This is a genomic window from Streptomyces sp. NPDC045968, assembly GCF_056430475.1.
Genome location: NZ_JBWKLF010000003.1, coordinates 576,275 through 601,197, shown reverse-complemented (window position 1 = coordinate 601,197; position 24,923 = coordinate 576,275). Strand labels below are relative to the sequence as shown.

Here is a 24,923-nt window from a genome sequence, read left to right as displayed (position 1 = left end):
GACGGCCGGGAGTCCGCACTGCCGTGGCCCCCGGCTCCGCCCTACTTCCCCGCGTACACCGGATCGGCCGGAAGCCGGACCGAGAACACCGTGTTCCCCGGCACCGACCGCACCTCCACCCGCCCGTGGTGCGCGGCGACGACGGCCTGCACGATGGCCAGCCCGAGACCCGTGGAGCCCGCGTTGCGTGAGCGCGAGGCGTCGCCCCGCGCGAACCGTTCGAAGACGTGCGGCAGCAGGTCCGCCGCGATACCCGGTCCGTCGTCCCGCACTTCGAGCGTCACCCAGGGACGCCCGGCGCCCGCCGCGCGGACGCGCGCGGTGACCGTCGTCCCCGGCGGGGTGTGGGTACGGGCGTTCGCCAGCAGGTTGACCAGCACCTGATGCAACCGGGTCGGATCGGCCCGTACGGACGCGGGAACGTCCGGCAGCTCCAGCCGCCAGTGATGCTCCTCGTTCCCCGCACCGCTCTCCCCGGTCCGGCCGGCCGCGCGCGCGTCCCCCACGGCGTCGACGACGAGCGGCGACAGATCAGTGCTCTCGTACGAGAGCGGGCGCCCGGCGTCGAGCCGGGCCAGGAGCAGCAGGTCCTCCACCATGCCGGTCATCCGCTGCGCCTCCGACTCGATGCGCCCCAGCGCGTGCCGGGTGTCGGGGCCCGTGTCCTCGCGTCCGCGCCGGGTCAGTTCGGCGTAGCCGCGAATCGAGGCCAGCGGGGTGCGCAGTTCGTGGCTGGCGTCGGCGACGAACTGGCGTACCCGCGTCTCGCTCTCCTGGCGCACCACCAGCGCCGAACCGACGTGCCCCAGCATCCGGTTGAGCGCGGCCCCGACCTGTCCGACCTCGGTACGCGGATCGGCCTCGGCGTCCGGCACCCGCTCGGCGAGGTCCACCTCGCCGCTGTGCAGGGGGAGTTCGGAGACCCGGGTCGCGGTGGCGGCCACCCGGCGCAGCGGGCGCAGGGCGACGCCGACCATGGCCGCGCCCGCGATCCCGGCGGCGACGAGCCCGGCCGCGGTGACGCAGACCTCCACGAGGATCAGGGCGGTGAGGTCGCCGCGCACCTCGTCGGCGGGAATGCCGACGACGATCGTGGTCCCGTCGGACGTACGGACGGCCTCCACGCGGTAGCTCCCGAGGCCCGGCAGACCGGCACCGCGCACCCCCGAGCCCACCTCGGCCCCGGCCGCCTCCAGCGCCCGCGACTCGGCGCCGGTCAGCTTCCTCGTGCTCTCCTGGGCGCGCAGCCCCGTGTCCTCGACCACCTTCGACTCGGTGACGGAGCCGTCGTCGACGACGGCTCCGACCGTCCCGAAGGGCTGACCGCCCATCCCGACGAACCGCAGCACGTCGGTGTCCTGGAGCCCCTGGGGAGGCGGTGAACCGGGCGGCCGTTCGGCCCGTACGGCGATGGAGTGCAGCTGGTCGTCCAGCTTGCCGTACATATAGCTCTGGAACGCGATGGCGGTCACCGTGCCGATGACGGCTGCCACGACCGCGATGAGGGAGACGGCGGAGACGACGAGCCGGGTCCGCAGCGTCCACGGCCGCCTCAGCAGGCCCGCCGGCCGCACCCCCCTACTCACCGGGCTTGATCAGATACCCGGCCCCGCGCCGGGTGTGGATCATCGGGGAGCGACCCGCGTCGATCTTCTTGCGGAGATACGAGATGTAGAGCTCGACGACGTTGGCCTGGCCGCCGAAGTCGTAGTTCCACACCCGGTCCAGGATCTGGGCCTTGCTCAGCACCCTGCGCGGATTGCGCATCAGGAAGCGCAGCAGCTCGAATTCGGTCGCCGTGAGGTGGATCGACTGCTCGCCCCGGCTGACCTCGTGGCTGTCCTCGTCGAGCACCAGGTCACCGACCACGAGCGTGGAGTCGCTCCGCGCCGCGGCGGCCGTACCGGACCGGCGGATCAGCCCGCGCAGCCGCGCCACGACCTCCTCCAGGCTGAACGGCTTGGTGACGTAGTCGTCGCCCCCCGCGGTGAGCCCCGCGATGCGGTCCTCGACGGAGTCGCGCGCCGTCAGGAACAGCACCGGCACGTCGGAGAGCTCCCGCCGCATCCGGCCGAGGACGGCGAGCCCATCCATATCGGGCAGCATCACATCGAGCACGACCGCGTCGGGCCGGAAGTCGCGCGCCGCGCGCACGGCGCCGGCGCCGTCCCCGGCGCTGCGCACATCCCATCCCTCGTACCGCAGGGCCATGGAGAGCAGCTCGGCGAGCGGGGCCTCGTCGTCCACGACGAGTACGCGGACCGGGTTGCGGTCCGGCCTGAGCAGTTCGGTACGCCCCTGGGGCGAGGTCGTCATCGTCATGACCCCACCCTGGGAGACGCCCGTGAGAGAGCTCTTGCCCATTCCTGTGAATTGCCTGAGAAACGACCGGCCGCCCTGTGCGCGCCTTCTCGGCCTCAGCGGAACAGGGCGCTCGCGTTCCCATGACACACAGCCCGCAACCACGCGTCGCCCAGCTCCAGCCGCTCCAGGGCGTGCAGCTGGTGGACGTACGGGTACGGGATGTTCGGGAAGTCGGTGCCGAGCAGAATCCGGTCCCCCAGATCCGCGAGCCGCCCCCGTTCCGCGACGGGGAAGGGGGTGAACTCCTCGCCGAAGTCCGTGAACGCCATCGTCGTATCGAGCCGCACCTCCGGGTACGTCTCCGCCAGGTCCAGGAAGTCCGCGTACTCGGGCATCCCCATGTGCGCCACCACGAGCCGCAGCCGGGGATGACGCGCCAGCAGCCGGCCCACCGGCTCCGGCCCGGTGTACTTGCCGGGCGCCGGGCCCGATCCGCAGTGCATCACCACCGGCACCCCGGCCTCGGCGAGCAGCCCCCACACGGGGTCGAGCAGCGGGTCGTTCGCGTCGTACGCCCCGACCTGAAGGTGCGACTTGAACACCCGCGCCCCCGCCTCGACGGCCTCCCGCACGTACTGCTCCACGCCCTCCTCGGGAAAGAAGGTCGCCGTGTGCAGACAGTCGGGCACCCGCCCCGCGAAGTCCGCGGCCCAGCCGTTCAGCCAGGCCGCCATCCCCGCCCGGTGCGGATAGAGCATCGAGGTGAAGCGCAGCACGCCGAACGACCGCAGCAGCGCGAGCCGTTCGTCCTCGTCGTGGCGGTAGGCGATCGGCCACTCCATACCCGTCAGCGGCCCCACCGAGTCGAAGTACGCCCACACCTTGCGGAGCACCCGCTCCGGCATGAAGTGCGTATGGACATCGATGATCCCGGGAAGCCCGAGCCGCTCCCAGAACCGCACGACATCAGCGCTGTCACCACTCACGTAAGCCACCTCTCCCACCCCTTCCCGACCCCTCCCCGACCTTCTCAGAACAACCCGCCCTGCACCCCGCCACCCCCGATATCGACGACGGGCACCGTCACTCCCGCCCCCGCGTCGGCCGCGACGAGCTCCCAACCGGTGATCAGCCGGGTATCCAGCACCACGACACCACCCGCCCCGGTCTCCAGATGCAGATCCGGCCCGGCCGCCGCCACCAGGCGCCCGGCCACCTCACCCCCGTCGACCAGCCCGGTCACCGCCCGCGCGACCCCGACCGTCCCGCCGAGCCCGAACACCGCGCCATGGTCGACGGCATCGAAGGGCAGACGCTCCAACGACTCCGGCCACCCGCCCCCTTCGAGCGCGGCGGCCCGCCCGTACAGCTCCGCCACCTCCGCCGCCCGCTCCCCGGCCCCCGGCAGCACGGCGCGCACGGCCCTCTTCCTCGCGTACGGAATCCGGTCCGGCACCCCGAGCGCGGCCCGCAACAGCTCCTCCGTACGCCGCGCGGCCATCAGCGGCCCGCGCCCCAGCCAGCTGAACACCACGGCCCCCTGTTCCCGCAGCCGCGCCGCACCCCGTTCCTCGGCGGTGATGCCGACCTTGACCATCCCGGGGCCGAACCAGGCGAGATAGACGCGGTACGTCCGAGGGTCGTCGGCGATCGTGTCGGCCGCGACCGAGTGCGCCCGGTCCAGCCGCGCGCACTCCGGACACCGCGCCCCCGTACTGCGCGCCGGCACCACGGCCGCCACCGGACAGGCGTTGCCCCGCGCCCCGACACAGTGCCGCTCCCCGACGGCCCGAAACCCGAGTTCCTTCCCATAGGAAAGGACACTCACCCGCCGGCCCGCGAGCACCCCGTCCCGGCGCCAGCCCAGCTCGGGCCCGCCATCGGGCCACCGCAGCCCGGTGCACCGCCATCCCACGCGCAACCCCCGCACTCCACAGAAACATCAGCGCCCCCACGGTACGGGCGTCACGGGTGGTGCATCCTGGTGCGATGACCGGCCTCCGTATCGAACAGCCCGTCGGCGACGCCATGCTCAAGGACTGGCAGCACGCCCACAACGCGATCATCCCGGCCCACACGCTGTCGCTCGACGACGTACGGGCACGCGCCGTGCACAACTACCTGGAGGTGGCCTACCTCGGCGACGACCTCGTGGGCTGCACGACCGTACGCCCACCGGCGGACGAGTCCTTCACAGCGACCGTCATCGCCCGCGTTCTCCCCGCCCACCGACGCCGTGGCTTCGGCACGGAGCTCTACGAACGCGCCCTGAAGCGTGCACACACCCTCGGCGCCCAAGTGGTCGAGACGGTGGTCCTCTCCTCCAACACGGACGGCCTGCGCTTCGCACTGAACCACGGCTTCGTCGAGACCGAGCGCTATGTGCTGCCGGGCGACAGCACCCCCTGGATCACGCTGCGACTCGAAGGAAACGACGCATGACCGTGGACGAAGCCCACCCCGCACTCACAGCGGCCGGCCCACTCAGCTGCCCCGTGGGCCCGGTCATCGACATCGTGTTCAGCCGCTGGACCACACCGATCCTCCTGAACCTGAACGAGTACGGCCGCCAGCGCTTCGTCGAACTGGAACGCCGCATCGGCACGATCACCCCGAAGGTTCTGACCCAACGCCTGCGCCAACTCGAACGCGACGGCCTCGTGGAGCGCACGTACTACCCCGAGGTCCCACCCCGCGTGGAATACGAGATCACCGCCCTGGGCCGCAGCCTGGCCCCCCTGTTCGCCACCCTGGCCACCTGGGCAACCACCAACCTCCCCAAGGTCGAACAGGCCCGCCTGACGTACGACGCGACCGATCACTGACCGGACCGGTCGCCACCGGGCAACGCGAGAGGCCCCCAGGATTTCTCCTGGGGGCCTCTCGTGTGATGTGCACTCGGCAGGATTCGAACCTGCAACCTTCTGATCCGTAGTCAGATGCTCTATCCGTTAAGCTACGAGTGCCTGCCGTTGGTGTTACCCGCTGGCTTGCCTCCCGGGCTTTTGTGCCCCGTCGGCGTTGCGAGAACAACATTACATGACCTGCGCCGTCACGCGAAATCCATTAGCTCCACCAGCGCTGAGCTGCGGAAACACCGTCTCGGGAGACCTGTGGGGCGGGTCGTGCGTCACCCGTACGGAGCCATCGGTGGCCGGAGACGACCGAAGCCCCGTGCCAAGGGCACGGGGCTTCGGGTGGGAGCGGAGGCGGAGGGATTTGAACCCTCGATGGGCTTTAAGACCCAAACCGCATTAGCAGTGCGGCGCCATAGACCGGACTAGGCGACGCCTCCAGCACACCCCGCGCGAGCGCGGGTGGTGCGTTGCAGATGATGACACAGACGAGCGCGCTGTCACCAATCGCCGCCCACCGTACTAGGCATGCGGGTGCCAGGGCAAAGCACCGCAGCGGTTGCGCATCGTCGGGGCGTGCGGAGCGTTAGACGGAGACGGGGGCGCCGCCCCCGCCCGTCCCCCGCACGTCGTGTCCAGAGCACAGGAGCCCCGCATGCTGCGTCGTCTCGCCGTCACCGCCGTCGCCTCTCTCGCCGCACTCGCCGCCGCCGCGCCGGCGGCGACCGCCGTGGCCCCGGTCCCCGTACCGCTGGTGCCGCTGCCCCTGTTCCTCCAGAACGGCTTCCCGCAGAACGACCCGCAGGACCCGTGGAGCCATGGGGACCAGCAGGCCGGGATGCGGATGACCGTGACCGTCACGGATTCCGGGGACCCGGCGGCCGACGGCACCTTCGAGCTCCTGTGCGGGCCCACCAGGGCGGGCGGCACCCACGCGAAGGCGCAGGCCGCCTGCGACCGGCTGGCGGAAGCGGAGTCGGCGGGCGAGAACCCGTTCCAGCCGACGCCCGAGGGCGCCATGTGCACCCAGATCCACGGGGGGCCGGCCACCGCGCGGATCGTCGGGACCTGGCAGGGGCAGGACATCTCCGCCTACCTGAACCGGGTGAACGGCTGCGAGATCTCCCGCTGGAACAACCTGATTCCGGTACTGCCCGCCGTCTGACAGCCCTCCCGCAGGCCCGGTCGCCCGGCGTCCGCGCACGTCACAGGGTGCGCGGACGGTCACATGTCACGCCCTCGGCGTACACGGCTCGCACAGAACCTTGGTGAGAGCTCCCCCTCATAGGCAGCCCCGCCGCCCTCCCCTGCCTTTAGACTCCTTCAGTGACAGCCTGCGGCCCGAGGGGCAGGATGGGGCCCGCTGTCGGCAAGGTGCGGTAATCAGGGAGGAAGCGTCGTCGTGAGCAGCAGGCCATCCCGAGGCGCTGCTCGCCTCGCAGCCATACTCGACGCCCTCCCGGACGGGCTTCTGCTCGTCAATTGCAACGGCACGGTCGTCAACGCCAACACCATCGCCCTCGAAATGTTCGAGACCCCGGGCACCGCGCTCGTCGGGCGCGGACTGCTCGATCTGCTTCCGGAGTTCGACTCCAAGCTGATCCCGGGGTCGATGCGGCGGCCGGAGGCTGCGGACGAGCAGGGCAGGACCAAGCCGACGCGGATGACCGCGCGGCGTACCGACGGCATCGAGTTCCCGGCGGAGATCACCAGCGCCAGCCTGGACAGCGGTCAGGCCGGGTACAACGACATCCACTCCAGCTACACCGGCGACGAGCTGCTGATGCTCGTCGTACGCGACCTGTCCGGCACCGTCGACACCGAAGCCGAGCTGGCCCGTTCGCAGCGCCAGACCGAGATGATCCTGCGGGCCGCGTCCGAGGGCGTCGTGGGTACGGACACGGACGGCCGCGTCGTCCTCGTCAACCCGGCCGCCGCTCAGATACTCGGCTTCCGTGCCAGTGACCTCGGCGGCAAGGAGCTGCACCCGCTGGTCCTGCACTCCCGCGCGGAGGGCGATCCCTTCCCGTACGAGGAGTCCCCACTCGCCGACACGCTCAAGTCGGGGCGCAAGCACCGGGTACGCGGGCAGGTGCTGTGGTCCAGGAGCGGCGCGCAGGTTCCGGTCGACCTGACGACCGCGCCCGTACGGGACGGGGACCAGCTGGTCGGCGCGGTGATGACCTTCACCGACCGCAGGCCGTACGAGGAGCTCAGCGAGCAGCACACGGCCGAGGTCGCCGAACTGACCGGGAGCCACACCGCCGAGATCACCCGTCTCGCCGAGGCCCACGCCGCGGAGATCGCGGAGCTGACCGAGCTGCACGCGGCCGAACTCGCCGACCGCACGGAGCGGTACGCGTCGGAGCTGGAGAAGCAGACGGACCTCGTCGCCGCTCTGAGCTCGCGGCACGGCCAGCTGACCGCCGTACTGGGCGAGTCGCTGCGCGGCCCGCTGGAGGAGCTGCGCGGCGAGCTGTCCACACTCGCCGCCGACCCGGCCGGCCAGCTGTGGCCGGAGGCGAACCAGATCCTGCACCACCTGGCCGCGGGCTACGCCCGGATGACGACGCTCGTCGACAACGTGCTGGGCTACCAGCGTCTGGACTCCGGTACGGAGGGCCTCACCAAGGTCCCCGTACTGCTCGACGGTGTCGTGGCGGCCGGTATCGACGGCGCCGTGGAACTGATCGGGCCAGGACGCGCGCAGTTCGCCGTGCACGCACCGCCGATCGAGGCCGAGGTGGACCCGGTGCGACTGGCGACGGCGCTCGCCCACCTGGTCGCGGATGTCGCCGGTATCGACTCGACGGGCAAGACCCGGTCGACGCCCGGCGGCGGTTACGTCGACTCCACGGTCGTCGTGGCGGCCGCGCAGCGCGGTGACGTCGTACGGATCGAGGTGCGCGGGCCGTTCGCCGGAGGAGACCCGGTGCACGAGCCGATCGTGCGCGGGATCGTACGGGCGCACGGCGGTGTGCTCCAGACGCACGAGATGCCGGGGATGAGCGGCAGTGCGTACGTACTCGAAGTACCGCTCGGCACCGGCACGGGCACGATCGCGCCCCCGCCGGTGGAGGCTCCCATGCCAGTGGAGGCCCCCATGCCGGTGGAGGCCGTACCGACGGGGCAGGAAGTCGTCCCTGGGGCCGTCCCGCAGGACGAGGGCGCCACGAGCGGTGGCCGGCGCAGGGCACGCAGGTCGTCGACGGACGCCTTCCTGGACAGTCCGGTGGGCAGCGCCGAGGCCACGGACACCGGTGCCGCGGAGCCGACCGGGCGGCGCAGGGCACGGCGCGGAACGGCGGCGCCGGAATCCGCTCCCGAGGAGCAGCCCGCAGAACCGGGTCCGGGCGCACCGAACGGCGGCTCCGGCCGCCGTCGCGGACGGCCCAGCCCGGCGGAGACGGGGGCGGTGGGCCTGAATCTGCCGGAGGAGGCTCAGGGCGCGGCTCAGGGGCCGGGGCAGCAGGGCGCAGCGCCTCAGGGCGCGGGCCAGCAGGCGCCGGGGCTTCCGATGCCGGGTCAGCAGGTGCCGGGTCAGCACGGCCCGGGTGTACAGGTGCCGGGCCAGCAGGCGCCGGGGCTTCAGGTGCCAGGTCAGCAGGGCCCGGGCCAGCAAGCGCCGGGGGTTCCGGCGCCGGGCCGGCACGGCGCGGAGCTTGAGGTGGCGGGCCGGCAGAGCGCGGGTCAGCAGACACCCCGTCCGCAGGGGCCGGTTCAGCAGGGGCAGGCGTTGGCGTTGCCTGCGGTTGCCTCGGGGCCGTCCGTACCTCCTGTTCCTCCCGTACCTCCTGTTCCCCCTGTTCCTCCCGTTCCTCCCGTTTCTTCCGGCTACCCCGCTCCCTCCGAGGGCTCCGTGGTGACCGCTGCCGAAGGTGCGCAGGGGCGTCCGCAGCTCGGGCAGACCGTGCCGCCGCAGGGCGTGCCGTCCGGTGGCCAGATGCCGGTTTCGCCGTCGGGCCGCCGTGCGCGACGGGACGGAGAGCCCCAGCCGGCTCTCCCGGCCCTCGCGTCTCCCCAGCCTCAGCCCTCGTCCCCGCCTTCCCAGGACGGGGCTTCCTCGCAGCCAGGTGGGCGGCGCGCGCGACGCGCGCTGTCGGCCGCCCAGGAGCGTGCCGCTCAGGCCGAGCCGACCGGGCCGCGTACCGCGTTCGCGCTCCCGCCCGCCGACGCGGACCGGGTTCCGCCCGTGGCCGAGGCGGTGGGCGAACCGTCGCCCGAGCGCCACGACGCCGCACAGACTCCGCCGGACGCCGACCACACCCCGCCGCAGGCGCACCCCGTGCCGTCCGGCCGCCGCCGGGCACGCCGTCCCGTCGCGGCGGAGGAGCCGGGCAACCCGTCCACGCCCCCCGGCTGGGGCCAGGACCGCACCTCGGGCCAGGGCCTGGCCGCCCTGGCGGGGGACGCCGACGCGCCCGACGACGATTCTTGGGCGGACCCCGGCCAGACCACGCACACCACCGGGGCCGCGGCGCCGGTTCCTCCGCAGACGAGTGCGGGGCCCGCCGCGCCCCACCCCGCCGACAACACCGCCCCCGCACAGGACATGCGGCGGCAGCCGTTGCCCGCCGAAGCGCCGATGCCCGCGTCCTCGGACTCGACCCAGGGCCGCGCGTTCAGCGTGCGGACGCTGGGTCAGGGGGTGCCGTTCGCACAGCACCTCACGCACCAGCAGAACCAGCAGAACCAGCAGAACCAGCAGAACCAGAGCCTCGGCGGTGCCGGACGGCGCCGCAAGCTCGCCGCCCGGCCGGAGGCCGACTCGTCGGCTCCGCCCGTACCGCCCGTCGCGCCGCAGACCGGGGCCGCCCCGGGCGGCCCCGAGCAGCCCGCCGCGCAGGCCACGCAGGGCGGCACCACGAAGGGCCCCGGGTCCGGTCAGCTGCTGTCGGCCCCGGTGGCCGCGGGACGCGCGTACGCCATAGGGGCGCCCGACCGGGGCGCCGCCGAAGGACCGGAGCCGCTGGACGGCCCCGGAGGCGCGGTCGAGGTCGCCAACCGTCCTCAGCCCCGCCCCGTCGACGACGAGCTGCCGCCGGAGCCGCTCGACAATCCGCGACGGCTGCTCGTCTGGCCCGCGCCCGACGTCTCCACCCAGCAGGCGCTGAGCGACCGCGGTTACCGGCCGGTGATCGTGCACTCCCGCGAAGAGGTCGACGCCCAGATCGCGGCGTTCCCCGCCGCGCTCTTCGTGGACCCGCTGACCGGCCCGATCACCCGTACGGCCCTCCAGTCGCTGCGCCGGGCCGCGGTGGCCGCCGAGGTTCCGGTGCTGGTGACGGCCGGGCTCGGACAGGCGACGCGCGAGGCGGCGTACGGTGCCGACCCCGCCGTACTCCTCAAGGCCCTCGCCCCCCGCGACAGCGAACAGCACCCGCCGCGGGTGCTCCTGATCGAGGAGCACGAGGAGATCGCGGTGGCCCTGACGGAGACGCTGGAGCGCCGCGGGATGCAGGTCGCGAGGGCGGCCGCCGACAGCGAGGCGGTCGACCTCGCCACCCGGATGCGGCCGAACCTGGTGGTGATGGACCTGATGCAGGTACGCCGCCGGCGCGCCGGAATCATCGACTGGCTGCGCGCGAACGGCCAGTTGAACCGCACGCCGCTGGTCGTCTACACCTCGACCGGTCTGCACGAGTCGGAACTGTCGGGGCTCAGCTCGGGCGAAACCGTTCTCTTCCTGGCCGAACGCTCCACCAGCGACGAGGTGCAGTCCCGCATCGTCGACCTGCTGGCGAAGATAGGCACCAACTGACGCGGGGGTGCCGCGCGCGCATACGAGGAGGGCGGTACGGGAAGTCCCGTACCGCCCTCCTCGTCGTGCCGGTCAGCCGTGCCGGTCAGAGCTGGGTGATGTCCAGCTCGCCCTCCGCGTACTGCTTGCGGATCACCTTCTTGTCGAACTTGCCGACGCTCGTCTTCGGGACCGCCGGGATGACCGTCCAGCGTTCCGGCAGCTGCCACTTGGCGACCGACCGCGCGAGGAACTCCTTCAGCGCGGCGTAGTCGGCGGTGGCGCCCTCCTTGAGGACGACGGTGGCGAGCGGGCGCTCGCCCCACTTCTCGTCGGGGACGGCCACGACCGCGGCCTCGGCCACGTCCGGGTGCCCCATCAGCGCGTTCTCCAGGTCGACGCTGCTGATCCACTCCCCGCCGGACTTGATGACGTCCTTGGCCCGGTCGGTGAGGGTGAGGAAGCCGTCCGCGCTGATCACGCCGACGTCACCGGTCTTCAGCCAGCCGTCCTCGCTGAACTTGTCCTCGGGCCGCAGGTGCTCGCCGTCCGAACCGCCGTAGTACGCACCGGCGATCCAGGCCCCGCGGACCTCCAGTTCACCGGCCGACTCGCCGTCCCAGGGCAGGTGATCGCCGCCGGGGCCGACCAGGCGCGCCTCCACGCCGGCGGGGAAGCGGCCCTGCGTGATGCGGTACGGCCACTGCTCCTCCTCGGTCAGTCCGGCGGGCGGGTTGGCCATCGTGCCGAGCGGCGAGGTCTCCGTCATGCCCCAGGCGTGGCAGAGACGGACGCCCAGCTTGTCGTACGCCTCCATGAGGGAGGGCGGGCAGGCGGCGCCGCCGATGGTGACGCTCGCCATGGACGTGAGGTCGCGCGGTCTGGCGGTGACCTCGGCGAGCAGTCCCTGCCAGATGGTGGGGACGGCGGCGGCATGGGTCGGCTTCTCGCGCTCGATCATGTCGGCGAGCGGGGCGGGCTGAAGGAAGCGGTCCGGCATGAGCATGTTGACGCCGGTCATGAACGTCGCATGCGGCAAACCCCACGCATTTACATGAAATTGGGGCACAACAACCAAAGTGGTGTCCTTGTCCGTCAGCCCCATCGACTCGGTCATGTTGACCTGCATGGAGTGCAGGTAGATGGAACGGTGGGAGTAGACGACACCCTTGGGGTCGCCCGTGGTGCCGGAGGTGTAACACATGGCGGCGGCCTGGCGTTCGTCCAGCTCGGGCCAGTCGTAGTCGGTGGGCCGGCCGGCCAGCAGGTCCTCGTACTCGTGCACGCGCGGCCCGATCCCACTGAGCCCGGAGCGGTCACCCGGGCCCGAGACGACCACGTGCTCGATGGACGGCAGGTGGGGGAGCAGCGGCACGAGCAGAGGCAGCAGCGAACCGTTGGCGATCACGACCTTGTCGTCGGCGTGGTTGACGATCCACACCAGCTGTTCGGCGGGCAGCCGGAGGTTGAGCGTGTGCAGGACGGCCCCCATCGCGGGGATCGCCATATACGCCTCGACGTGCTCGGCGTTGTTCCACATGAGCGTGGCGACCCGCTGGTCGCCGTCGATGCCGAGCTCATCGCGCAGGGCGTGGGCCAGCTGTCCGGCCCGCCCGCCGATCTCGGCGAAGGTGCGACGCTGCGGCTCGGGTTCGCCGGTCCAGGTCGTGACCTGCGACTTCCCGTGAATCGTCATCCCATGGGTCAGGATGCGGGTGACAGTCAGCGGTACGTCCTGCATGGTGCTGAGCACGGCGTCCTCCCGGTGGGCGCTACGCGGCAGTAAGGTTCCGCTGATTCTGCGCACATACCAATCGGTATGTCACTACTCCGGGGCATACGAATCGGTGTCGCCGGGCGAAGCCGCTCGTCCCGGGACGGGCCGCCCTCACCGGACCGGGGTCAGCTCCGGGTCCTCGCGGAGTTTGCCGAGGGCCCGCGACACGGCGCTCTTGACCGTCCCGATGGATACGCCGAGCACCTCGGCCGTCTGGGCCTCGCTGAGGTCCTCGTAGTAGCGCAGGACGACCATGGCGCGCTGCCGGTCCGGGAGCTTGAGGACGGCCCGCCACATCGCGTCGTGCAGTGACTGCTGCTCGGCGGGATCGGGGGCGGGCGCCGACTCCTGCTCGGGCAGCTCCTCGCAGGCGAACTCGTCGACCTTGCGTTTGCGCCACTGCGAGGTGCGCGTGTTCACCAGGGCCCTGCGGACATAGCCGTCGAGCGCCCGGTGGTCCTCGATCCGCTCCCACGCGACGTACGTCTTGGTGAGCGCGGTCTGCAGCAGGTCCTCCGCGTCGCTCGGGTTCGCGGTGAGCGAGCGGGCCGTCCGCAGCAGCACGGGCCCCCGCGCCCGTACGTACGAGGAGAACGACGCATAGGGCGAGCAGGTCGGGTGTCCGGCGGCGGCAGCGACTGCCCTGGAGGCGCCGGTGCAGACTGGCGTGGTCATACCTCCACGCTAGGAGCGGGCACCATCGAGGGGATCGGCCCCAGGTCCCGAAGCCGCGTCCGCCTCAGGTTGTAGGGGCGGGGCGGGCAGCACCTCCTGAAGGTGGAGGGGCCGACGGCCCACCTCAGGGTCGGCCCCTGAACCGGGCGTCAGCCGGACGTCCGCCCTGCCGCCTGCTCAGTCATCCACTCATCATCCACTCAGTCGTCCGTGCCCAGGATCAGTCCCGAGGTGGGAACCCCCGTACCGGCCGTGACCAGCGTCCTGGCCGCTCCGGATATCTGGTTCACCGAGGTGGAGCGGATCTGGCGGACCGCCTCCGCGATGCCGTTCATCCCGTGCAGATACGCCTCTCCCAGCTGTCCTCCGTGCGTGTTCAGGGGCAGCTCGTCGCCGGCCACGAAGTCCGCGGCCTCACCCGGCCCGCAGAAACCGAACTCCTCCAGCTGCATGAGAACGAACGGGGTGAAGTGGTCGTAGAGGATGCCCACGTCGATGTCGGCCGGCGACAGCCCGGAGCTGCGCCAGAGCTGGCGGGCCACCACCCCCATCTCCGGCAGTCCCGTCAGCCCGTCCCGGTAGAAGCTGGTCATCTGCTCCTGGGCCCGCCCCGCGCCCTGGGCCGCGGCGACGATCACGGCAGGGGGGCGGGGCAGGTCCCTCGCCCGCTCGGCACTGGTGACGACGAGCGCCTGCCCGCCGTCGGTCTCCTGGCAGCAGTCGAGCAGCCGCAGCGGTTCGACGATCCACCGGGAGGCGGCGTGGTCGGCGAGGGTGATCGGCTTCCCGTAGAAGTGCGCCGCCGGATTCCTGGCGGCATGGCGCCTGTCCGTGACCGCCACATGCCCGAAGACCTCGGGCGCCAGGCCGTAGGTGTGCAGATAGCGCTGAGCGGCCATCGCGACCCAGGAGGCGGGCGTGAGCAGCCCGAACGGGAGATTCCAGCCGAGCGCCGTCCCTTCGGCGGTGGGCTCCCGCTGCTGCACGCCGGATCCGAATCTGCGGCCGGAACGCTCGTTGAACGCGCGGTAGCAGACGACTACATCGGCCACCCCGCTCGCCACGGCCAGCGCCGCCTGCTGCACGGTGGCGCACGCGGCCCCGCCGCCGTAGTGAACCCGGGAGAAGAACGACAGCTCACCGATACCGGCAGCCTGCGCGACCGCGATCTCGGGGCTGGTGTCCATGGTGAAGGTGACCATCCCGTCGACATCGGCGGGGGTCAGCCCGGCATCGTCGAGAGCGGCCCGTACGGCCTCGACGGCCAGCTTCAACTCGCTGCGCCCCGAGTCCTTGGAGAACTCGGTCGCCCCGATCCCCACGACCGCGGCCTTCCCGCCGAGCGAATCGGCCCTGCGCAGGCTCATGCCGCCCCCTCCGTCGACGGGCCGGCGGACGGCAGCGCGACAGTGACCCTGCCGGAGACATGGCGCCCCAGCCCATTGGTCCCCACGACCTCCACCTCCACGACCTCGGCCGCGGCGACGTCGAACCCCGCGGGCACGCCCGCCGAGCCCGCCGGCGCCGTCGCGCTCGTCACCGACGTGACGGTCCCGGTCAACACCATGGTGTCCCCTGGGTAGTTGGGCGCACCCAGCCTGATCGCGACCTTCCTCAGCACAGCGGACGGGCCGAAGCGGTCGGTGACGAACCGCCCCACGAGTCCGTTCGTCGTGAGGATGTTCATGAAGATGTCCGGCGACCCCTTCTCCCGCGCGAGCTCGGCGTCGTGGTGCACATCCTGGTAGTCACGGGAGGCGATGGCCCCCGCGACGATGAACGTGCGGGTCACCGCGATCTCCAGCGGCGCCAGCTCCTCGCCCACGCGCGGTCGGCCTGCCGCACCGCGGCTCTCTCCCTGCCTCATGTCGCCACCTCCTCCGCCAGCAACCGGCCCAGTTCGTCGAGCACTTCACTGCCACAGCCCAGGTACGCGTCGAGCTGCCGCCCCCACAGGAAGTGCCGGTGGACCGGGTGCTCCAGGTCGGCTCCCGTCCCCCCGTGGAGGTGCTGTCCGGCGTCCACGACCCGTCGGCCCGCTTCCGATGCCCACCACGCGGCCGTCAGCGCCTGCGCCCCGTAGGTGAGCGAGTGATCACGCCGCCACGCCGCCTCGTACGCGGTGACCCGGATCGCCTCGGTGTCCATATGCGCGTCGGCCGCCCTCAGCAGGACCGCCTGGTTGGTGGAGAGAGGGCGGCCGAACTGCTGCCGGGTCCCGGTGTGTTCGACGGCGCGTGCCAGCGAACCCGCCGCCACTCCGGCCTGTAGCCCCGCGAACGCCGTACGGCTCATGGCCAGCACCGAGGCGTAGGCCCCCGCCCCGCCGAGTCTCTCCCCGGGCGCCCCGTCCAGGTCGAGTCGCGCCGCCGCCCACGGCGCCGTCGTCTCCACCGGCCGCACCGACACCCCCCGGTCGGCGGTCCTCACCATCCACAGGGAGCTGTCCGAGTCGGCCACCAGGACATGCGTCGCGTCCCGCAGCCACGGCACGTACGGCACGGTGCCTCTCAGACGGCCGCCGTCACCGGTCGAGCGGACGCCGCCGCGCGCCGGGAACGCCCCCGTCGCCACCGCGGTGCCCTCCCGCAGCGGCGGCAGCAGCCGCTCCCGCTGCTCCGCCGTGCCGTGTTCCGCCACCGCCAGCACCCCGTACACACAGGTCGCCGCGAAGGGCACCTGGGCGGTGGTCCGGCCCTGCTCCTCCAGGAGCAGCACCAGCCCCAGCAGCCCGATCTCCTCGACCGCGGCGATCAGCCCCGCCGCGCACAGCTCCTTCCAGAGCCCGGCGTCGGTGCCCGTGCCGGCCGCGGCCAGCCGCTCGTGCGTCGACAGATCCCTGAAGATCCGGGCGGCAAGCCCCTGTCCGGCGGCCTGCTCCTCCGTAGGCGTGAAGTCCATCTCAGCCCTCACTCCCCCGGAAGACCGGAAGCTCCAACTCGGGGTCCGTCCGCAGGAATTCGAGCCGCACCGGCATGCCCTCCCGGATCTTGTCGGCCGGCACTCCGATGACGTTGCTGACGATCCGCACTCCCTCGGCCAGCTCGACCAGCCCTACCGCGTACGGCTCTGGTTCGCCGGACCGGCTGAAGGCGGGGAAGGGCGGGTGGTGCATCACGACATGGGAGAAGACGGTGCCCTCGCCGCTCGCCTCGACGGTGTCCCACTCCTGGCAACCGCACTCGTTGCACCCGGGCAGCCAGGGGAATCGCAGCTTCGCGCACTCCGCACAGCGCTGGATCAGCAGCTTGTGCTCGGCCACCCCTTCCCAGAATCCCGCGTTGTCCCTGTTGATCACCGGGCGCGGCCGCAGGCTCCTCGTGCTGCGCCTCCCTTGCGCGGGGCGGTACTTCAGGATCCTGAAGCGATGCGTCCCGGCCGGCTCACCCTCCGCGCGGACGTCCATCCTCGTCGTGACGAAGTACCCCGTGCCCAGTTTGGTCGTCTTCCGCTCCGAGACCGACTCGATCACCGCGTCGAAAGTGATCCGGTCACCGGGGCGCAGCGGCCGCAGATATTCCTGCTCGCAGTCGGTCGCCACCACCGAGGTGTAGCCGGCGCCGTCGAGCAGGGTGAACAGCTCGTCGTACGCCTCGGAGCGGTCCGTGTGTCCCGAGAGCCCGCCCATCGTCCACGCCTGGAGCATCGTCGGCGGTGCGATCGCGTCCGGCCCCTCGTACGCCGGGAGACGGTCGCCCATCGCCTCGCACCAGTGCCGGATCATCGCCTGGCCGACCACGTCCTTGCCGACGCCCGCGGTGGCCGCGGCCCGTCCCTCGTACCCCTTGATACGGCGGTAGAGCTCGTCCGGCTGTCGCCGCCCGCTTCCCCCCCCCCGCCCTTCCGTCACCGCTTCCCCCTTTTCATGCCGAGCCGCATCGTCGCGACGATCTCCCGCTGCACCTCGCTCACCCCGCCCCCGAAGGTGTTGATCTGCGCCGCCCTGTTCATCCGCTCCAGCTCCCCGTCCCCGAACGAACCGAGTGAGCCGCCCCGGACCATTCCGGCCTCGCCCGTGATTTCCTGGCACATCCGATACACCGCGACGGCGCTTTCGGTTCCCACGAACTTCACGCCGCTCGCCTCGCCGGGGGCCAGGGAGCCCGCGCCCACCGACCCCACCAGACGCCAGTTGAGCAGGCGCGTCGCCGCCAGCCGGGCATACGCCTCGGCCAGCCGGGATCGCACCCACGGCTCGTCAACCGGCCGCCGCCCTGTCACCGGATCGGGGGTACGGGCGTAGGCCAGGGCCTCGTCGTAGAAGTCCTCGGCCTGCATCCCGATAGCGGCGAGTGCCACCCGCTCGTGGTTCAGCTGGTTGGTGATCAGACCCCAGCCGGCGTTCTCCGCGCCGACGAGATGGGTGGCGGGCACCCGGACACGGTCGTAGTAGGTGGCCGTCGTGGTCAGTCCGCCCACCGTTTCGATGGGCGTCCAGGCGAACCCCGGATCGTCCGTCGGCACGAGGATGATCGAGATGCCCTGGTGCTTGGGTGCTTCGGGGTCCGTACGGCAGGCCAGCCAGATCCAGTCCGCGTTCTGGGCGTTGCTGGTGAAGATCTTCTGACCGTCGATAACCCAGCTCTCACCGTCCCGAACCGCCCTGGTGCGCAGCGACGCCAGGTCCGTACCCGCCTCCGGCTCGCTGTAGCCGATCGCGAAGACCAGCTCACCGCTGAGGATCCTGGGCAGGAAGCAGGCCTTCTGCTCGTCCGTCCCGTACTTCATCAGGGTCGGTCCGACGGTGTTGAGCGTGACCATCGATACGGGCGCGCCGGCGCGGTACGCCTCGTCGAAGAAGACGAACTGCTCGTCGGGGCCCCTGCCCTGCCCGCCGTACTCCACCGGCCAGCCGAGGCCGAGCATCCCGTCGCCGCCGATTCGCCGCAGCAGTGCACGCTGCGCCGCCGGGTCCTCGGTCCTCGTGGCCGGCATGACCTCGCGGAAATACGTGCGCAGTTCGGCGCGCAGCCGCTGCTGGCGCTCCGTCGGGGCGAGGTGCACGGCGGCGTCCTCCCGGGCGTACGGATCGGTGGCGTCATGGCTTTCTGACTGTCCGTCAGATCCGGGCGGGCTGTCAAGACCGCTGCCGTGACGCCGAGCCCGCACCGCCTGGGGCCGCAACCGCAAAGGCCTGGGCGACGGCACCGAAGTGCCGTCGCCCAGGCCGTGCTTCACATCGCCGTGGGCCCACCCCCCAGCAGCCCCCGGCCCCGGCTCACCAGAACGGGGTGAAGTTGATCGCGTAGTTCTGGTTGGACTGGTCGATCGCCGTGAAGGCCGAGCCGTTCACCTGGGCCGAGTTGCTCTGGTTCGACGCACCGGCCCCGACCGCCTGTTGCTGCGAGGTCGACGAGTTGCCGAAGTTGTCGCCGCCGACACCGCTGCCGCCGATCGTCGCCACCGCCGCGTTCGATCCGTCGTTCGCGAAGGAGCCGTTGTCGGCCGCGGCCACACCGCCGAAGAGGGCGACGGCGAGCGGCAGGGCGGCAACAGCGGCGAGGGCACGAGCGGTACGGATGCTTGCCATGTCAATTCCTCCAGGAACCGAAAGTACGGCTTGTTACGGCTGTTACGGCTGACTCCGAAGCAGTTGGCCGACCGCTCCGGACGTGGTCACGACGTCGCAGAACCAGAGTTGCCCACCGAATCCCCGCCGAACCATCCCGCAACCCTCGATTCCCCCTCAAGCGTGAGGAACAGCCGATAAACCTCCCGCACATCCCAAAGCCGCAGCTCACACCCCCTGCCGCCCGCCCGGCCCGCACCCGCCAAGAGGAAAAGCGTTCCTGCGCCACCCGTCCCGACACCCCCGCACCGCCGCCACGCCCTCCTCCCTCTTCCGTCTTTCGAACGCTTGTACGAGAATGAATGCATGGCCACCATCGACCGGCAGACCGCCACCCTGGCCCTGGCCCACGCGCTCGCCGCCGCCGAGCGAGGGCTTCCCGTCATCCCGCTGTCCGCCACCAAGCTCCCCGCCCTGCGCTCCCCCCACCGCGGCGAAGACCCACCGGTCCACTGCCGGGGCGCCTGCGGACTACCCGGGCACGGTGTCCACGACGCCACCACCGATCCCGCCGCCGTACGCGCCCTCTTCGCCGCCGCCCCACGCGCCACCGGCTACGGAATCGCCTGCGGCCGCCCACCGCACCGCCTCATCGGCGTCGATCTCGACATCGACGCCACGCACGGCAACGACTCCATGGCCGCTCTCCAACAACTGGCCGAACGGCACCGGTTCACCCTCCCGCCGACCATCACCGTGCTCACGCCGAGCGGCGGACGCCACCTCTGGCTGACCGGGCCGCCCGATGTGGCCGTACCGAATTCGGCGAGCCGCCTCGCCCCCGGGATCGACATCCGCGGCTCCGGCGGATACCTCGTGGGCCCCGGCTCGGTCACCACCCACGGCGCCTACCGCCTGGCGCCCGGCACCGCCCACCTCGCCCCCGCGCCGTGCCCCCGCCCGCTCCTGCGCCTGCTCACACCCCCCGCGCGCCCCCACCACTCCGCACACCACCGCGGCTCGGACCACCGGCCCGGAAGCCGCCAGGGCCAAGGACTGGTCCAGTTCGTACGGGCGGCGGGAGAAGGCCAGCGCAACACACGCCTCTTCTGGGCGGCCTGCCGCGCCTACGAACACGGCTTCGGCGACGACCTCGCCGACGCCCTGACCGCCGCCGCGATGCACACCGGCCTCTCCGAACAGGAGGCCAGAGCCGCGATCGCCTCAGCGGCCCGCCTGACCACGGGCCGCCCCGAACTCCCCTGACCACACGCGAAAGGGGCGCCTCCGGTTCGGAGACACCCCTTCTGACGTAGACCTACGCCGGCCTGCTGCGGTGGGTGTGGGATTTGAACCCACGGTGACATCGCTGCCACGACGGTTTTCAAGACCGTTCCCTTAGGCCGCTCGGGCAACCCACCCCGCGTCATCGAGCCTCGACGCGAAGGACAGCCTAGCCGGTCAGCTGTCGCCCTCGCGCTCGCCCAGGGTGAGTTCGGCCGTCGCGGTCTTGCCGTCGCGCTTGTAGGTCAGCGTGACCTTGTCGCCCGGCTTGTGGGTCCAGATCTCGCCGATCAGGGTCGGGCCGCTCTCGATCACGGTGTCGTTGAACTTCGTGATCACGTCGCCCCCCTTGAGGCCGGCCTTGGCCGCGGGGCCGTCCGGGGAGACCGCCGGGGTGCCGCCCGCGCCCTCCTCCGAGATGACCGCGCCGCCCGTGGTCTCGTCCATGGCGACCGTCGCGCCGATCACCGGGTAGACCGGCTTTCCGGTCTTGATCAGCTGCTCGGCGACGTTCTTGGCCTGGTTGACCGGGATGGCGAAGCCGAGGCCGATCGAGCCCGCCTGGGACTGGCCGCCGCCGCTGGTCGACTGGATGGCCGAGTTGATCCCGATGACCGCGCCACCCGCATCGAGCAGCGGGCCGCCGGAGTTGCCCGGGTTGATCGAGGCATCGGTCTGCAACGCGCTCATGTACGAGTTCTTGCTGCTGGAACCGTCGCCGGAGGCGACCGGGCGGTTCTTGGCGCTGATGATGCCCGTGGTGACCGTGTTGGACAGGCCGAACGGCGCCCCGATCGCGATGGTCGAATCCCCGACCGCGACCTGGTCGGAGTCGCCGAGGGCCAGCGGGGTGAGTCCGTCCGGCGCGTTCTTCAGCTTCAGTACGGCCACGTCGTAGCCCTGGGCGCGGCCGACGACCTCGGCGTCGTACTTCTTGCCGTTGGAGAACGTCGCCGTCAGCTGGCCGTTGTCCGCCGCGGAGGCCACCACGTGGTTGTTCGTGAGGATGTGGCCCTCCTTGTCGTACACGAAGCCTGTGCCTGAGCCGCCCTCGCCGTCGCCGCTCTGGGCGTCGATCGTGACGACGCTGGGCAGGGCCTTCGCCGCGACACCGGCGACCGTTCCCTCGGCGCGCTTGAAGTCCTTCGGACTGTTCGAAGCCGCGATCGTGGTCGATCCGGTGCCGGAGTTCGTGTCGTTCTGGTCGGCCACCCAGTAGCCGAGGGCCCCGCCGACCCCGCCGGCGACGAGCGCCGCCACGGCCACGGCGGCGACCAGGCCGCTCGCGCGCCGCTTGCGCGGGGGCTCGTGCGCCGCGGGCGCCGGAGCACCCCAGGCCGAGCCGGCGTCGCCGCCGCCCCCGGCGTACGAGGGGATGGCCGGAGGAGGAGGCGGCCAGCCGCCCGCTGCCGCGGGCTCCTGATACTCCGACTGGGGAGTCGGCCGGGGCGACGACTGATAAGGCTGCTGGTAGGGCTGCTGGGCGGTCTCGTGCGGCTGGGTCTCAGCAGCCGCAGCCGGGGCAGCCGCACCAGGGACATGCGTCGGCGCCTGCTCAGGGGCCGTCGGTGCTTCAGCGGGAGCGGCCGGGGTCGGCGCCGCCGCGGACGGGGGCATGCCCTCGGGAGCAGCGGCCGGCGGCACTGGAGGTGTGGACGGGACAGGCGGTACGGCCGGGACCGCAGTGCCCTCGTTGCCCTCGTTCTCGGTGCTCACAGCTCTTTACTCCTCGGTTCCACTCGGTCTTCGGCAAGAGATCCGCTGTGCACGTGTCTGCGGTCAGCTTTTCCCACAGCACGTCAGGCCACTGTAAGCAGGACCTGTGCATCCGCACACCAATCTTTACATCAGACAAAACGGTCTCCCCTCAGGGCTCCCTCCATGTCTCCCTCCATGTCTCCTCATATGTCTCCCCCATGCCTCCCCCGACAAGGTGCGCACACCTGCCGCCGACCGGTGACACGATGACGCGGTGACCGACGCACGGCAGCACCGCACCCCCATCCAGGTCATCGCCCACCGCGGGGCCTCGGACGACGCACCCGAGCACACCCTGGCCGCCTACCGGAAGGCGATCGAGGACGGCGCCGACGCCCTGGAGTGCGATGTGCGGCTCACCGCGGACGGGCATCTCGTCTGCGTCCACGACCGCCGGGTCAACCGCACGTCCAACGGCCGCGGCGCCGTGTCCGCACTGGAGCTCTCCGCCCTCGCCGCTCTCGACTTCGGTTCCTGGAAGGACCGCGAGGAGTCCCCCGACTGGGACCCGGCACCGGGTGAGCTCACCTCCGTACTCACCCTGGAGCGCCTCCTGGAGCTGGTCACCGAGACCCGGGCGGCCGGGCGGCCTCTCCAGCTGGCCATCGAGACCAAACACCCCACCCGGTGGGCGGGGCAGGTCGAGGAACGGCTGCTGCACCTGCTCAAGCGCTTCGGCCTGGACGATCCGCCGGCCGACGAACCCTCTCCGGTACGCATCATGAGCTTCTCGGCGCGCTCCCTGCACCGCGTCCAGGCCGCCGCGCCGGCACTGCCGACCGTCTATCTGCTGCAGTTCGTCACCCCGCGGCACCGGGACGGGCGGCTGCCCGCGGGCTCCCGGATCGCCGGTCCTGGGATGCGGATCGTACGCAGTCACCCCGGTTACATCGACCGTCTGCACCGCGCGGGCCACCGCGTACACGTCTGGACGGTGAACGAACCGGCGGACGTGGAGCTCTGCGTGAACCTCGGAGTCGAGGCAATCATCACGAACCGCCCAAAGCAGGTTCTGTCCCAACTGGGTCGTCTTTAACATCTGTTACGGGGAGTACACCGGCGCATTCATTGCGTACCCGATCGTTACGAGTGCGTCACTGGCAGACCTGTGGCCGGTTTCCGGTCCAGTCCATTGGGGCATCCAATCCGTGGCGTGGGGCGAAGGAGGTCCGGGGGTGGCGTTGGTGGTGGCACAAGAAGTGCCCACGTCGTCGAGCATGGCCGTACCCCATGGCCCTGCGGGCGTGGGGCAGGCGCGGCACCGTATGCGCGAGCAACTGCGCAGCAACGGGGTCGCGGACGCGGTCGTCGACGATGCAGTTCTGATCCTTTCCGAACTTCTCAGCAACGCCTGCCGTCACGGCAGGCCCCTGGGGCAGCACACAGAAGTGGGTGACGGCGATGTCCGCGCCGCTTGGCGCGTCGACAGAACGGGCGGGCTGACCGTCGAAGTGACGGACGGCGGCGGGCCGACCCGGCCGGTCCCGGCCACCCCGTCGGTGACCGCGCGGGGCGGCCGAGGGCTCAACATCATCAACGCCCTCGCCCGGGAGTGGGGCGTACGCGACGACTCCTCCGGTGAGGTCACGGTCTGGGCCCAGGTGGCCCAGGAGCACGGCACGAACGGCCGTAACGGACGCGCCCTCGACGGGCCGGACGGGCTCCACGGGCTCAATGGCCTCGAAGGGCTGGGCGAGCTGGGCGGACTCGACGGCCTCGGATTCGCCGACACCTTCGACGACGCGGGCTGACGAGCAGTCCGACCGACGAGCAGGTCGGCCGACCAGCATTCCGGCTCAGGAACAAGCCCACCGACGCGCCGGCCGGCCGAGGAGCAGGCCGACCCGCCGTCCGGGGCGCGTACGACCGGGCGGGCATGTGTGCCCCGACATCGACGCAGGCGGCTAGGCTCGCGGCCGAGACCTCACTGTCGCACTCGGGAGAATGCCCACCATGGCCAAGAAGCGCCCTCAGACCAAGGCCGGGAAGCAGCAGCTCAAGGATGGTGAGATCCCGGTCGTCGGAGCCCGCGAGCCCTGCCCGTGCGGTTCGGGCCGCCGCTACAAGGCGTGTCACGGACGCGCCGCCGCCCAGGCCGTGACCGAACTGGTCCAGCGCCCCTTCGAAGGGCTTTCCGGCGAGTGCGACTGGGTCGCCCTGCGCGAGCTGGTGCCCGCCGCCACCGTCGAGCTGACGCTGAAGAACGGACTGCCCGAGGGCGTGCCGTCCGTGACGCTCGCGACCGTACTGCCCATGGCCTGGCCCGCACTGCGCCGCGACGACGGTTCCGTACTGCTCGCCCTGCAGAACGACACCTCCTCGGGCGACCTGAGCCGCGACCTCGCGGACACCTTGCAGCGGGCGCTGGAGGCGGAGCCGGGTACGCCGGTCGCCGCCCGGCGCGTACCGGCCGACGGGCCGCGCCTCCAGGACGTGCTCGACCCCGGCGCCCCGTTCGAGCCGGTCGTCCACTCCGGGTTCGAGTTCTGGGTCCCGGACGCGGAGAACGCCACAGCCGAGGTGTCCGCCTCGCTGGAGCGTGCCAACGACGCCGCGATCCCGACCACGCTGCTCTCCGGTGTGGACGCCGCGTACTGGTGCGAGACCCCGGAGAAGAACCACCTTCGCTGGGTCATGCCGCACCCCGAAGAGCAGTTGCTCGACGCCCTCGCCCGGCTGCACGCGGCCGGGACGTCCTCGCTCGGCGAGGGGACCCGGCTGGTCGGGTCGTTCCGGGCCCACGGGCTGATGGTCCCCGTCTGGGACCTGCCGCGCACGATGGGTGCCGAGGAGTGCGAGAAGCCCGCCGCCGAGCTGGCGGAGCGGCTTGCGGAGGCGCTCGCTTCGGACGCCCCGCTGAGCCCCGAGGAGCGTCGCGCGCGGGGCGGGCTCACCAACCGCCAAGTGACGCTCAGCTGACAGTGACGAGGCCGACGGACGGCTCGGTGACCCGGGTCACAGCCGTCCGTACTCGCGGGTAAATCGCTGTCCGAATAGGCGAGATCGAATTTGCGAACGGCA

Annotated in this window: 21 protein-coding genes and 3 tRNA genes; 8 read left to right on the top strand and 16 right to left on the bottom strand. The window is 71.6% G+C overall.

What is annotated here, in order from left to right; translation table 11 throughout:
• Positions 1–41: 41 nt before the first annotated feature.
• From AC07FA_RS12380 to AC07FA_RS12365, 4 genes are all read right to left on the bottom strand, one after another.
• Complete coding sequence (locus AC07FA_RS12380; RefSeq protein ID WP_479075030.1) at positions 42–1,586, bottom strand: sensor histidine kinase; 1,545 nt, start codon at positions 1,584–1,586, stop codon at positions 42–44.
• Positions 1,579–2,322: a response regulator transcription factor gene (locus tag AC07FA_RS12375; RefSeq protein ID WP_479075028.1), complete on the bottom strand. Its 744-nt coding sequence runs from the start codon at positions 2,320–2,322 to the stop codon at positions 1,579–1,581. The genes AC07FA_RS12380 and AC07FA_RS12375 overlap by 8 nt, the downstream gene beginning before the upstream one ends.
• Before the next feature lie 95 nt (positions 2,323–2,417).
• Positions 2,418–3,290 (bottom strand): amidohydrolase family protein, encoded by an 873-nt coding sequence (locus AC07FA_RS12370; RefSeq protein WP_479075027.1) that lies wholly within the window; start codon positions 3,288–3,290, stop codon positions 2,418–2,420.
• Between the two features lie 44 nt (positions 3,291–3,334).
• The gene (locus AC07FA_RS12365; RefSeq protein WP_479075181.1) at positions 3,335–4,219 is read right to left on the bottom strand and encodes a DUF2797 domain-containing protein; all 885 of its coding nucleotides are present in this window, start codon (positions 4,217–4,219) and stop codon (positions 3,335–3,337) included.
• A gap of 74 nt (positions 4,220–4,293) precedes the next feature.
• On the opposite strand from AC07FA_RS12365, the gene AC07FA_RS12360 reads away from it, so the two are divergent.
• Together AC07FA_RS12360 and AC07FA_RS12355 are read left to right on the top strand one after the other, a co-directional pair.
• Positions 4,294–4,746: a GNAT family N-acetyltransferase gene (locus AC07FA_RS12360; protein WP_479075026.1), complete on the top strand. Its 453-nt coding sequence runs from the start codon at positions 4,294–4,296 to the stop codon at positions 4,744–4,746.
• The gene (locus tag AC07FA_RS12355) at positions 4,743–5,129 is read left to right on the top strand and encodes a winged helix-turn-helix transcriptional regulator (RefSeq protein ID WP_479075025.1); all 387 of its coding nucleotides are present in this window, start codon (positions 4,743–4,745) and stop codon (positions 5,127–5,129) included. Before AC07FA_RS12360 ends, AC07FA_RS12355 begins: the two co-directional genes overlap by 4 nt.
• 68 nt (positions 5,130–5,197) lie before the next feature.
• Here AC07FA_RS12355 and AC07FA_RS12350 read toward each other — a convergent pair.
• Together AC07FA_RS12350 and AC07FA_RS12345 are read right to left on the bottom strand one after the other, a co-directional pair.
• A tRNA-Arg gene (locus AC07FA_RS12350) sits at positions 5,198–5,270 on the bottom strand.
• 238 nt (positions 5,271–5,508) lie between these two features.
• A tRNA-Ser gene (locus tag AC07FA_RS12345) sits at positions 5,509–5,599 on the bottom strand.
• Positions 5,600–5,814: 215 nt separating this feature from the next.
• Between AC07FA_RS12345 and AC07FA_RS12340 the strand changes: the two genes are divergently transcribed.
• Together AC07FA_RS12340 and AC07FA_RS12335 are read left to right on the top strand one after the other, a co-directional pair.
• The gene (locus AC07FA_RS12340) at positions 5,815–6,324 is read left to right on the top strand and encodes an SSI family serine proteinase inhibitor (RefSeq protein WP_479075023.1); all 510 of its coding nucleotides are present in this window, start codon (positions 5,815–5,817) and stop codon (positions 6,322–6,324) included.
• A 237-nt stretch (positions 6,325–6,561) separates the two neighbouring features.
• The gene (locus AC07FA_RS12335) at positions 6,562–10,920 is read left to right on the top strand and encodes a response regulator (RefSeq protein ID WP_479075022.1); all 4,359 of its coding nucleotides are present in this window, start codon (positions 6,562–6,564) and stop codon (positions 10,918–10,920) included.
• Between the two features lie 85 nt (positions 10,921–11,005).
• Here AC07FA_RS12335 and AC07FA_RS12330 read toward each other — a convergent pair whose 3' ends face one another.
• From AC07FA_RS12330 to AC07FA_RS12295, 8 genes are all read right to left on the bottom strand, one after another.
• Positions 11,006–12,652: a long-chain fatty acid--CoA ligase gene (locus AC07FA_RS12330; protein WP_479075020.1), complete on the bottom strand. Its 1,647-nt coding sequence runs from the start codon at positions 12,650–12,652 to the stop codon at positions 11,006–11,008.
• A 135-nt stretch (positions 12,653–12,787) separates the two neighbouring features.
• Entirely contained in the window at positions 12,788–13,351 is a 564-nt protein-coding gene (locus tag AC07FA_RS12325; protein ID WP_479075018.1) for a SigE family RNA polymerase sigma factor, read from the bottom strand.
• Between the two features lie 200 nt (positions 13,352–13,551).
• On the bottom strand, positions 13,552–14,718 hold the full coding sequence (locus AC07FA_RS12320; protein WP_479075016.1) for a lipid-transfer protein: 1,167 nt from the start codon (positions 14,716–14,718) through the stop codon (positions 13,552–13,554).
• Entirely contained in the window at positions 14,715–15,218 is a 504-nt protein-coding gene (locus AC07FA_RS12315) for a hotdog family protein (RefSeq protein ID WP_479075014.1), read from the bottom strand. Before AC07FA_RS12315 ends, AC07FA_RS12320 begins: the two co-directional genes overlap by 4 nt.
• A complete protein-coding gene (locus AC07FA_RS12310) occupies positions 15,215–16,252 on the bottom strand; it encodes an acyl-CoA dehydrogenase family protein (protein ID WP_479075012.1) in 1,038 nt (345 codons plus the stop codon). Before AC07FA_RS12310 ends, AC07FA_RS12315 begins: the two co-directional genes overlap by 4 nt.
• A 1-nt stretch (position 16,253) precedes the next feature.
• Positions 16,254–17,201, bottom strand: a complete 948-nt coding sequence (locus tag AC07FA_RS12305) for a bifunctional MaoC family dehydratase N-terminal/OB-fold nucleic acid binding domain-containing protein (RefSeq protein WP_479075011.1) — start codon at positions 17,199–17,201, stop codon at positions 16,254–16,256.
• The gene (locus AC07FA_RS12300) at positions 17,198–18,355 is read right to left on the bottom strand and encodes an acyl-CoA dehydrogenase family protein (protein ID WP_479075009.1); all 1,158 of its coding nucleotides are present in this window, start codon (positions 18,353–18,355) and stop codon (positions 17,198–17,200) included. The genes AC07FA_RS12305 and AC07FA_RS12300 overlap by 4 nt, the downstream gene beginning before the upstream one ends.
• A gap of 214 nt (positions 18,356–18,569) precedes the next feature.
• Positions 18,570–18,881 carry a hypothetical protein gene (locus AC07FA_RS12295; protein ID WP_479075007.1) on the bottom strand — a complete coding sequence of 104 codons (312 nt, stop codon included), beginning with the start codon at positions 18,879–18,881 and terminating at the stop codon, positions 18,570–18,572.
• A gap of 345 nt (positions 18,882–19,226) precedes the next feature.
• Here AC07FA_RS12295 and AC07FA_RS12290 point away from each other — a divergent pair, with 345 nt between their 5' ends.
• Positions 19,227–20,126, top strand: a complete 900-nt coding sequence (locus AC07FA_RS12290) for a bifunctional DNA primase/polymerase (protein WP_479075005.1) — start codon at positions 19,227–19,229, stop codon at positions 20,124–20,126.
• 68 nt (positions 20,127–20,194) lie between these two features.
• Here the strand turns inward: AC07FA_RS12290 and AC07FA_RS12285 are convergent.
• Both AC07FA_RS12285 and AC07FA_RS12280 read right to left on the bottom strand, forming a co-directional pair.
• Positions 20,195–20,281, bottom strand: a tRNA-Ser gene (locus AC07FA_RS12285).
• 40 nt (positions 20,282–20,321) lie between these two features.
• A complete protein-coding gene (locus AC07FA_RS12280; RefSeq protein WP_479075003.1) occupies positions 20,322–21,860 on the bottom strand; it encodes a S1C family serine protease in 1,539 nt (512 codons plus the stop codon).
• Positions 21,861–22,116: 256 nt separating this feature from the next.
• On the opposite strand from AC07FA_RS12280, the gene AC07FA_RS12275 reads away from it, so the two are divergent.
• The 3 genes from AC07FA_RS12275 to AC07FA_RS12265 all read left to right on the top strand — a co-directional run bounded on the left by AC07FA_RS12275 (position 22,117) and on the right by AC07FA_RS12265 (position 24,821).
• On the top strand, positions 22,117–22,938 hold the full coding sequence (locus AC07FA_RS12275) for a glycerophosphodiester phosphodiesterase (RefSeq protein WP_479075002.1): 822 nt from the start codon (positions 22,117–22,119) through the stop codon (positions 22,936–22,938).
• A 139-nt stretch (positions 22,939–23,077) separates the two neighbouring features.
• A complete protein-coding gene (locus tag AC07FA_RS12270) occupies positions 23,078–23,653 on the top strand; it encodes an ATP-binding protein (RefSeq protein WP_479075001.1) in 576 nt (191 codons plus the stop codon).
• A 202-nt stretch (positions 23,654–23,855) separates the two neighbouring features.
• On the top strand, positions 23,856–24,821 hold the full coding sequence (locus AC07FA_RS12265; RefSeq protein ID WP_479075000.1) for a DUF5926 family protein: 966 nt from the start codon (positions 23,856–23,858) through the stop codon (positions 24,819–24,821).
• The last annotated feature ends 102 nt before the right edge of the window (positions 24,822–24,923 follow it).